The organism is Vibrio sp. 10N.261.51.C6 (assembly GCF_041471785.1).
GTDB lineage: Bacteria > Pseudomonadota > Gammaproteobacteria > Enterobacterales > Vibrionaceae > Vibrio > Vibrio crassostreae_C.
This window is the reverse complement of sequence record NZ_JBFRPB010000021.1, coordinates 20,988-30,237: the sequence shown is the minus strand read 5'-3', so window position 1 is coordinate 30,237 and position 9,250 is coordinate 20,988. Positions and strand designations below refer to the sequence as shown.

The 9,250-nt window shown below is 44.5% G+C and carries 9 protein-coding genes and 4 tRNA genes; 4 read left to right on the top strand and 9 right to left on the bottom strand.

The features are described from left to right. Positions 1-72: 72 nt before the first annotated feature. The 9 genes from AB4375_RS06315 to lolB form a co-directional block, all read right to left on the bottom strand. Positions 73-149 (bottom strand) — tRNA-Met (locus AB4375_RS06315). Between the two features lie 77 nt (positions 150-226). Next, positions 227-301 (bottom strand) — tRNA-Gln (locus tag AB4375_RS06310). Between the two features lie 29 nt (positions 302-330). Beyond that, positions 331-415: transfer RNA gene (locus AB4375_RS06305), tRNA-Leu, on the bottom strand. Positions 416-480: 65 nt separating this feature from the next. Next, positions 481-557: transfer RNA gene (locus AB4375_RS06300), tRNA-Met, on the bottom strand. A gap of 280 nt (positions 558-837) precedes the next feature. Continuing rightward, the gene (gene ychF / locus AB4375_RS06295) at positions 838-1,929 is read right to left on the bottom strand and encodes a redox-regulated ATPase YchF (RefSeq protein ID WP_010439159.1); all 1,092 of its coding nucleotides are present in this window, start codon (positions 1,927-1,929) and stop codon (positions 838-840) included. Positions 1,930-1,939: 10 nt separating this feature from the next. Then, entirely contained in the window at positions 1,940-2,530 is a 591-nt protein-coding gene (pth, locus tag AB4375_RS06290; RefSeq protein WP_004739815.1) for an aminoacyl-tRNA hydrolase, read from the bottom strand. 223 nt (positions 2,531-2,753) lie between these two features. After that, positions 2,754-3,698, bottom strand: coding sequence for a ribose-phosphate pyrophosphokinase (locus tag AB4375_RS06285; RefSeq protein WP_004739814.1), 945 nt, complete (start codon positions 3,696-3,698; stop codon positions 2,754-2,756). Between the two features lie 27 nt (positions 3,699-3,725). Further along, positions 3,726-4,601: a 4-(cytidine 5'-diphospho)-2-C-methyl-D-erythritol kinase gene (gene ispE, locus AB4375_RS06280; protein WP_170963334.1), complete on the bottom strand. Its 876-nt coding sequence runs from the start codon at positions 4,599-4,601 to the stop codon at positions 3,726-3,728. Continuing rightward, complete coding sequence (gene lolB, locus AB4375_RS06275) at positions 4,598-5,245, bottom strand: lipoprotein insertase outer membrane protein LolB (RefSeq protein ID WP_372051206.1); 648 nt, start codon at positions 5,243-5,245, stop codon at positions 4,598-4,600. Before lolB ends, ispE begins: the two co-directional genes overlap by 4 nt. Before the next feature lie 160 nt (positions 5,246-5,405). On the opposite strand from lolB, the gene hemA reads away from it, so the two are divergent. From hemA to AB4375_RS06255, 4 genes are all read left to right on the top strand, one after another. Continuing rightward, positions 5,406-6,665, top strand: a complete 1,260-nt coding sequence (gene hemA / locus AB4375_RS06270; RefSeq protein WP_019821588.1) for a glutamyl-tRNA reductase — start codon at positions 5,406-5,408, stop codon at positions 6,663-6,665. Between the two features lie 28 nt (positions 6,666-6,693). Next, a complete protein-coding gene (gene prfA / locus AB4375_RS06265) occupies positions 6,694-7,782 on the top strand; it encodes a peptide chain release factor 1 (RefSeq protein WP_019821589.1) in 1,089 nt (362 codons plus the stop codon). Positions 7,783-7,787: 5 nt separating this feature from the next. Continuing rightward, complete coding sequence (gene prmC, locus AB4375_RS06260; RefSeq protein WP_017069621.1) at positions 7,788-8,660, top strand: peptide chain release factor N(5)-glutamine methyltransferase; 873 nt, start codon at positions 7,788-7,790, stop codon at positions 8,658-8,660. Between the two features lie 193 nt (positions 8,661-8,853). Beyond that, the gene (locus tag AB4375_RS06255; protein ID WP_004736238.1) at positions 8,854-9,237 is read left to right on the top strand and encodes a SirB2 family protein; all 384 of its coding nucleotides are present in this window, start codon (positions 8,854-8,856) and stop codon (positions 9,235-9,237) included. Positions 9,238-9,250: the final 13 nt, after the last annotated feature.

The window sequence follows — 9,250 nt, the reverse complement described above, 5'->3', positions numbered from 1 at the left end:
AGCAAATCTTTATAGTCATACTGAATATTGGTAATTCAATATAACGTTGTCTTTTCTTTCTCGAAGAAAGAATGGTGGCTACTGCGGGATTTGAACCTGCGACCCCATCATTATGAGTGATGTGCTCTAACCAACTGAGCTAAGTAGCCATCTGAGAGCGAGACAATATAATATAATCTTGCTTTCAATGCCATTATCTTTTTAAAGATAATTACACTTTAAATTGTGGCTGGGCTACCTGGATTCGAACCAGGGAATGCCGGCATCAAAAGCCGGTGCCTTACCGCTTGGCGATAGCCCAACAATGATATCAATTAAGATATCTCAATATGGTGCGGTCGGAGAGACTTGAACTCTCACACCTCTCGGCGCCAGAACCTAAATCTGGTGCGTCTACCAATTCCGCCACGACCGCGTTATTTCCTAAAAACTCTTTGTTACTAAAGACAAACTTTAATATCAAATAGAGTGCTTAGGAAATGGTGGCTACTGCGGGATTTGAACCTGCGACCCCATCATTATGAGTGATGTGCTCTAACCAACTGAGCTAAGTAGCCATTTCCATATTGTTGCTCATTTCGAAACGTTGCCGCTTCGCTGTGAACGGGGCGCATTATGCGGAGTTGAGTGAAACCCGTCAACTTTTTTTTTGAATAAATCGCGAATAAACATCTGTTCGGTTTCTTTTTAGGCAAAGAGGCGTATTTGTCGACAAAAAACAGGTCTAAAAGGCGATATATATAGGAAGTTAACTTTCTGGTGAGGGACAATTTAGAAAGGGGAAAAACAAAAAGGCCAGTGAATTCACTGGCCTTTTTTCTAGATGTTTAATCAGAATTATACATTGAAGCGGAAGTGAACAACGTCACCATCTTTAACGATGTATTCTTTACCTTCAAGGCGCCATTTACCTGCGTCTTTCGCACCGCTCTCACCGTTAAATTCGATGAAGTGATCGAATCCAACAACTTCAGCACGGATGAAACCTTTCTCGAAGTCTGTGTGGATCTTACCCGCTGCTTGTGGCGCAGTTGCACCTACAGGGATTGTCCAAGCACGAACTTCTTTAACACCAGCTGTGAAGTAAGTCTGAAGAGTCAGTAGTTCGTAACCAGAGCGGATCACTCGGTTAAGACCTGGTTCTTCGATACCCATATCCGCAAGGAACTCTTCGCGATCTTCGTCATCAAGCTCAGAAAGCTCTGATTCGATTGCTGCACAAACAGCAACAACAACGTTGTTTTCGTTTTCTGCGTATTCACGAACAGCGTCTAGGTATGGGTTATTTTCAAAACCATCTTCTGCAACGTTTGCGATGTACATTGTTGGCTTAAGCGTTAGGAAGTTTAGGTAGCCGATTGCTGCCGCTTCTTCTTTGCCAAGTTCAACAGTACGTGCCATACCACCTTCAGTTAGAACTGGAAGTAGCTTTTCTAGTACAGTGATTTCGAATTTAGCGTCTTTGTCGCCGCCTTTCGCTTTCTTTGCGTTACGTTGAATTGCACGCTCACAGCTGTCTAAGTCAGCCAGTGCAAGTTCTAGGTTGATCACTTCGATATCTTCAATTGGAGATACTTTGCCAGCAACGTGAACAATGTTTTCATTTTCAAAGCAGCGTACAACGTGACCGATAGCGTCAGTTTCACGGATATTAGCTAGGAATTTGTTACCAAGACCTTCACCTTTAGATGCGCCAGCAACTAGGCCCGCGATATCTACGAATTCCATTGTCGTTGGAAGGATCTTCTGTGGATTAACAATTTTTGCTAATGCATCTAAGCGTAGATCTGGAACCGGAACGATACCTGTGTTTGGTTCGATCGTACAAAATGGAAAGTTTGCTGCTTCGATGCCTGCTTTAGTCAGTGCGTTAAACAGAGTTGACTTACCAACGTTTGGTAGACCAACGATGCCACATTTAAAACCCATGATATAAACCTTATTCTGCTTTGAACGTATGTAAGCGATTTTGTGCTTTTGGTAGGCCATCTTTTAATAAGATGTCTAGGCTGCGAACCGATTCGTCAACGACGGCCTCGATACACTCTTGCTCTTTTTGAGGAGCTTTGCCTAATACATAACCTGCAACTTTATCTTTGTGTCCTGGATGGCCGATGCCTAATCTAAGACGATAGAATTCTTTATTGTTACCCTGCTTGCTGATGATGTCTTTCAGACCATTATGTCCGCCATGACCACCACCTTTTTTAAACTTTCCAATACCAGGAGGCAGATCTAACTCATCGTGAGCGACCATGATCTCTTCTGGTTTAATTTGGTAGAACTTTGCTAAGGCTGCAACTGCTTTGCCTGACAAGTTCATAAAAGTCGTTGGGATCAGCAAACGAAGATCTTCACCGTGAACCATGATACGACCCGTTAGGCCAAAGAACTTTGGTTCGTTCTTTAGTGTCACGTTATGTACACGCGCTAATTCTTCAACTACCCAAGCGCCCGCGTTGTGGCGAGTTTTGGCGTATTCTGGACCTGGATTAGCCAGTCCAACGAGAAGTTTTATTTGTTGGCTCAAGGTATGGATCTCTCTTGGGATTTCAAAAAGCGCCGTATGATATCACAGTTTATGAAAAAGGTGCGAGCTAGCTGATAGCTGCGCGATTATTCCTGTTTGTGATAACTAGCAGTGCAATATTACTCAGACATAAAAAAAGCACTTCATTGACTGAAGTGCTTAATATCTTTCTCTCGCGTGTTTCTAAAACCAAGCTTTTGTAAAAAAAGCTATTGGGCTTTGATTAGTTGAACATCGCTGAGATTGATTCTTCGTTGCTGATACGACGAATCGCTTCAGCAAGCATGCGAGAAAGGCTAAGTGTTGTCACTTTACCCGTCGCAGCCATCTCTGGAGATAGAGAGATAGAATCCGTTACGATAACTTGGTCTAGAACAGAGTTCTTGATGTTGTTCGCAGCAGTACCAGAGAAAACAGCGTGAGTTGCGTAAGCGAATACACGCTTAGCACCGCGCTCTTTTAGCGCTTCAGCTGCTTTACATAGTGTGCCACCCGTATCGATCATGTCATCAACGATCACACAGTCACGGCCTTCAACATCACCGATTAGGTTCATTACTTCAGAAACGTTAGCACGTGGACGACGCTTATCAACGATAGCGATGTCAACATCACCTAGCGCTTTAGCAGTAGCACGAGCACGTACAACACCACCAAGGTCTGGAGAAACCACAACTGGGTTTTCTAAGCCACGGTTCGCCATGTCTTCTAGAAGAACTGGAGTGCCGAAGATGTTATCAACAGGTACATCGAAGAAGCCTTGGATTTGCTCTGCGTGTAGGTCGATAGTAAGAACGCGGTCAACGCCAACGTTAGAAAGGAAATCTGCAACAACTTTTGCAGTAATTGGCACACGAGCAGAACGTACACGACGATCTTGACGGGCATAACCGAAGTAAGGGATTACAGCAGTAATACGGCCAGCAGAAGCACGGCGCATTGCGTCAATCATTACCACCAATTCCATTAGGTTGTCATTGGTTGGTGCACAAGTTGATTGAATCAGGAATACATCGCTACCACGAACGTTTTCATTGATTTGAACAGCGACTTCGCCATCAGAAAAACGGTCTACAGTAGCATCGCCAAGAGAGATGTATAGACGATCAGCAATACGTTGGGCTAGTTCAGGTGTTGCGTTACCAGCAAATAGCTTCATATCAGGCACGGTGGAAACCTCGGGTTGCGTCCAGTTTTAAATAGATTGTGGGTGGGCTGAGTGGTATTCAGCCAAAGTTTCTTTTAAAGGAGAAATGTTTCGTCCTTTCGCTACAAAAGCGGAAACTGTGTCAGGCAGTTGTTCCAACACCAATTCGGCTTCTTTTTTGCTGCTAAATTCAGCAAAAACGCACGAACCAGTGCCAGTCAATCTCGACGGCGCGTATTGTAGCAGCCATGAAAGTTGCTTATCAACCTCTGGGTACAGCATTCGCACAATTTTTTCGCAATCGTTTACGTATTCTTGCTCTAGAAGCGTTGATAGCGCTCGCTTCGGCGTATTTCGAGTTAATTCTGAATGCGTGAATATGTCTACAGTTGCTATGCTCACTTGAGGCTTAACAACAAGATACCATTTTTCATCCGGATTAGCGGGCTGAAGCTGTTCTCCAACCCCTTCCGCAAAGGCTGCATGGCCTCGAACGAACACAGGAACGTCAGCGCCAAGTTTCAATCCGATCTCTGCGAGCTGATCATCAGACAGGTTGAGTTGCCATAGATAGTTAAGTGCGACCAACACGGTTGCGGCATTTGAAGAGCCTCCACCAATGCCACCTCCCATCGGAAGTACTTTCTTAAGCTCAATATCGGCACCGAAAGAAGTCGATGTATATTGTTGAAGAGCGGTCGCGGCTTTCCAAATCAGGTTGTCTTCTGTTGCAACGCCTGGTATTTCCGGTGTGATTGTGATTGAGTTCGTTTCTTCATTAACGGCAACCGTTAGTTCATCGCCAAAATCAACAAACTGAAACAAAGTTTGAAGCTCGTGATAGCCGTTGTCACGTCGACCTGTGATGTAAAGAAATAGATTCAGTTTAGCCGGAGAAGGCCAATGCGTTGGCGTTGTTATCATTTTTTCAGTGTCCACTTCGAAACTACAATGTTGATTTTGTTATCGTCTTGCTTGAATGACAATCGAGTAGGGAGGGGGATGCTTTCTACATTAGTGTTGTCTTCATCTGAGAGGTGTTTACTCTGCATCTCAGTATTTCGATAATTAGCGAAGTTCAGTGTCCATAGCTGGCTGCTGACTTGTTTGGTGATAGATTCAAGCGTGTTGGTGGTGTTCAATTGGTAGCTATCGGCTTGATCTGGAATGCCAAGGAACCATTGTGGTAAATGGTCAATGGGAATCTGTAATCCAGTAAGTTGCTCTACCAATACGGATGCACTTGCGTGAGTGAACACCTGATCATCATAAGTGACTACCTTGGCACCCGAACTGTCAATTGTGAGGTTCAAGGCGGTTTGACCAAGGAAAGTAGTGAGCCTCAATTGACTCTGATTTGGGGAATGTTTCCAAATGAAATTTAGGCTTTGGCGTTGCTCTGGAGAAATGTAAGCGAGCTTGCCTGAGGCTTGATAGTTTTCTATCTGTAAAAGCCGATCTTGGTGACTTTGCCACTCAACACTGGTCGGTTGTTCAGGTATAGACGAGCAACCCACCATAATTATGGTCATAAAAATAAGAGACGTGATTCTACGAAGTTTGCTCATATTTGCTCACAACTTGTTCAAATTTATCTAAAAAACGCTTCAACTATAGCATTGAATTCACGAACTCAGGAAAACAAATCCCGCTTGCTCTTTAAATAGAGCCATGCATCAAGTAAAATTCGCCCCTTGTTTCCATTCCCTGATCGAGAACTTCTGATACATGTCTTTGCTTGCCGTAGGTATCAATCACAATACAGCGTCGGTTGAATTGCGAGAAAAAGTCGCTTTTGGTCCAGATAAATTATCTGAGGCACTCAAGCAACTTAACGCAAATGCACACGTAAATGGAAGTGTCATACTTTCTACCTGTAATCGAACTGAATTGTATTGTGACGTCAAAGGCGTGGCAAAAAACAAGCTCATCGATTGGTTGTCAGTTTTCCATCAAGTGAGCCCTGAAGAGCTAAAACCGAGCATTTATGTCCATGAAGAGCAGGCGGCGATTAAACACTTAATGCGCGTAGCTTGTGGCTTGGACTCTTTAGTATTGGGTGAACCACAGATCTTAGGTCAGGTGAAGCAAGCTTATACAGACTCGCGAGAGAACAAATCCGTTGATGCTTCAATGGAAAAACTATTCCAGAAATCATTTTCTGTTGCGAAGCGTGTTCGAACTGAAACTGAAATCGGCGGAAGCGCGGTTTCTGTAGCTTACGCAGCCTGTACCTTAGCCAAGCATATTTTTGAATCCATCGCAGATTCAACCGTGTTACTGGTTGGTGCGGGTGAAACCATTGAGCTGGTGGCTAAGCACCTTTCGGCGAATGGCTGTACAAAAATGATTGTGGCGAACCGAACTCGAGAACGTGCTCTAGGGCTAGCAGAAGAATTTGGTGCTGAAGTGATCAGCTTGAATGAGATCCCTGATCATCTTCATCGAGCGGACATCGTAATTAGCTCAACCGCAAGTCCATTGCCTATTATCGGTAAGGGTATGGTTGAGACTGCTCTAAAAACACGAAAGCATCAGCCGATGTTATTGGTTGATATTGCCGTTCCACGTGATGTGGAATCGCAGGTCGGCGAATTAAACGACGCCTACCTTTATTCTGTGGATGATCTGCAGTCGATTGTTGATGGCAACATTGAACAACGCAAAGTGGAAGCGATTCAAGCGGAAGCAATAGTTAGCGAAGAAAGTGCGGCATTCATGAGTTGGATGCGTTCACTGCAAGCAGTAGACAGTATTCGTGACTACCGTAAATCGGCCAACGAAATCCGAGAAGAATTATTAAGTAAGAGTTTACAATCACTTGCCGCTGGCGGTGACCCTGAAAAAGTCTTACTTGAGCTAAGCAATAAGCTCACAAACAAATTGATCCATGCTCCAACGCGCGCACTTCAAAGTGCAGCAGAGCAAGGAGAACCTGCAAAATTAATGGTCATTAGACAGAGTTTGGGCTTAGAAAACCCTCAATAATATTAGACCTCCAACAGAATAAGACATTATGAAAGCCTCGATTCTAGTAAAGCTTGAAACACTTGTTGAACGCTATGAAGAAGTTCAACATCTACTTGGTGATCCAGATGTAATCGGGAATCAAGACAAATTCCGTGCACTTTCTAAAGAGTACTCTCAACTAGAAGAAGTGACGGCTTGCTTCCAGTCATACCAGCAAGCTCAAGAAGATCTAGAAGCTGCTGAAGAGATGGCGAACGAAGATGACGCTGAAATGCGTGAAATGGCTCAAGACGAAATCAAAGACGCAAAAGCGGCGATTGAACGTTTGACTGATGAGCTACAGATTCTTCTGATTCCAAAAGATCCAAACGATGAGCGCAACTGTTTCCTTGAAATCCGTGCAGGCGCGGGTGGTGATGAAGCGGGTATCTTCGCGGGCAACCTGTTCCGTATGTACTCTAAGTTTGCTGAGAAGAAAGGTTGGCGCGTTGAAATCATGAGCAGCAATGCTTCTGAACAAGGCGGCTACAAAGAGATGATCGCTAAGGTAAGCGGCGATGCTGTTTACGGCACCATGAAGTTTGAGTCGGGCGGTCACCGTGTACAACGTGTACCTGAAACTGAATCTCAAGGCCGTGTTCACACGTCAGCATGTACAGTTGCAGTTATGCCTGAGATCCCAGAAGCTGATCTGCCTGAAATCAAAGCGGGCGATCTTAAAATTGATACTTTCCGTGCATCAGGCGCGGGTGGTCAGCACGTTAACACCACGGATTCAGCAATCCGTATTACTCACTTACCAACGGGTACAGTAGTAGAGTGTCAGGACGAGCGTTCTCAGCATAAAAATAAAGCGAAAGCGATGGCTGTTCTTGCTGCTCGTATTGTTCAAGCAGAAGAAGAGCGCCGCGCGGCAGCGGTTTCTGATACACGTCGTAACCTACTAGGTTCGGGTGACCGTAGTGACCGTATTCGTACGTACAACTACCCACAAGGCCGTGTTTCGGATCACCGTATCAACCTTACAATTTACCGTCTTAACGAAGTACTTGAAGGTGACATGCAAAGCTTGCTTGATCCTGTACTTCAAGAGCACCAAGCCGATCAGCTTGCTGCACTTGCAGAGAACAACTAACCAGTATGCAGTCAGCATATACGGTTGAAAGTGCTTTAAAGTCAGCAATCGTACAGCTTCAAGAGGGCGATAACACATCGCCCTCGCTTGATGCTGCGGTACTGCTTTGTCACGCTTTAGATAAACCTAGATCTTACCTACTGACTTGGCCTGAGAAGCATCTCACTTCAGAACAAGAATCCGAATTCCATACCCTTCTAAAACGTCGCTTAACCGGTGAGCCTGTGGCTTATATTGTTGGTGAACGTGAGTTTTGGTCGCTGCCGTTAAAAGTTTCTCCTTCTACTTTAATCCCGCGCCCGGATACCGAGCGTTTGGTTGAAGTCGCTTTGGATAAAACCTACGGCAAACAAGGTGCGATTCTAGATTTAGGCACGGGCACAGGTGCTATCGCGTTAGCATTGGCGTCTGAGATGCCGAATCGACCAGTAACGGGCATTGATCTTCGCCCTGAAGCGCAGCAACTTGCTACAGAAAATGCACAACGCTTGAACATCACCAACGCCACCTTTTTACACGGCAGTTGGTTTGAGCCTTTGAAGTCGGTGAATTCTGAAGAAGAAGCTGTGAAGTTCTCGTTGATTGTCTCGAACCCACCTTACATTGAGAAGAATGACCCTCATTTATCTCAAGGTGATGTGCGTTTTGAACCGATCACAGCGTTAGTTGCTGAAGAGAAAGGTTTAGCTGATATTCGATACATCTCTGAAAACGCACGCGGTTTTTTAGAAAACGAAGGCTGGCTAGCATTTGAACACGGCTATGACCAAGGCTTGGCGGTACGTGAGATAATGCAACAACTGGGCTACTTGGATGTGGTTACAGAAAAAGATTACGGTGGTAATGACCGAGTGACATTGGGTCGTTACTGTTCATAGGCTGCTGTTCATCATCTAGTGAGCAACAGATGATGAACTTGCTAAATTGATACCTTTAACCTCGACAATACACTTAACTCGATAATGCACTTAACGCGGAAATACAGAGAATTAACGCAGAAATACAGGGCATTAACGGGTATTGTTTGGCTCGTGTTAACGAAAGCACATATAAAAAATATAAAGGAATACCATGTACGAAGGTTTAAAACATTTTCACCTACTAACGATTGCTATAAGCGCGCTACTTCTTTCGATTCGTTTCGCTCTGATGATGGTTAACTCACCAAAGCTTAAGCATCCTTTCTTGCAGCGTTTCCCTCATATCAATGACTCGTTGCTGCTGCTATCGGGTATTGGTTTGATTTTTATCACTGGCTTTATTCCATTTACACCAGCAGCGCCATGGTTAACCGAAAAACTAACTTGTGTTATGGCTTACATCGCACTGGGCTTCTTTGCACTTAAGTTGGGTAAAAACAAGCTATTGAGAGTTTTCTCTTTTTTTGGTGCGCTTGGCTGGTTAGCGATGGCAGGCAAAATTGCAATGACGAAGACACCAACATTTTTCGGTTAATTATCTCCCTATT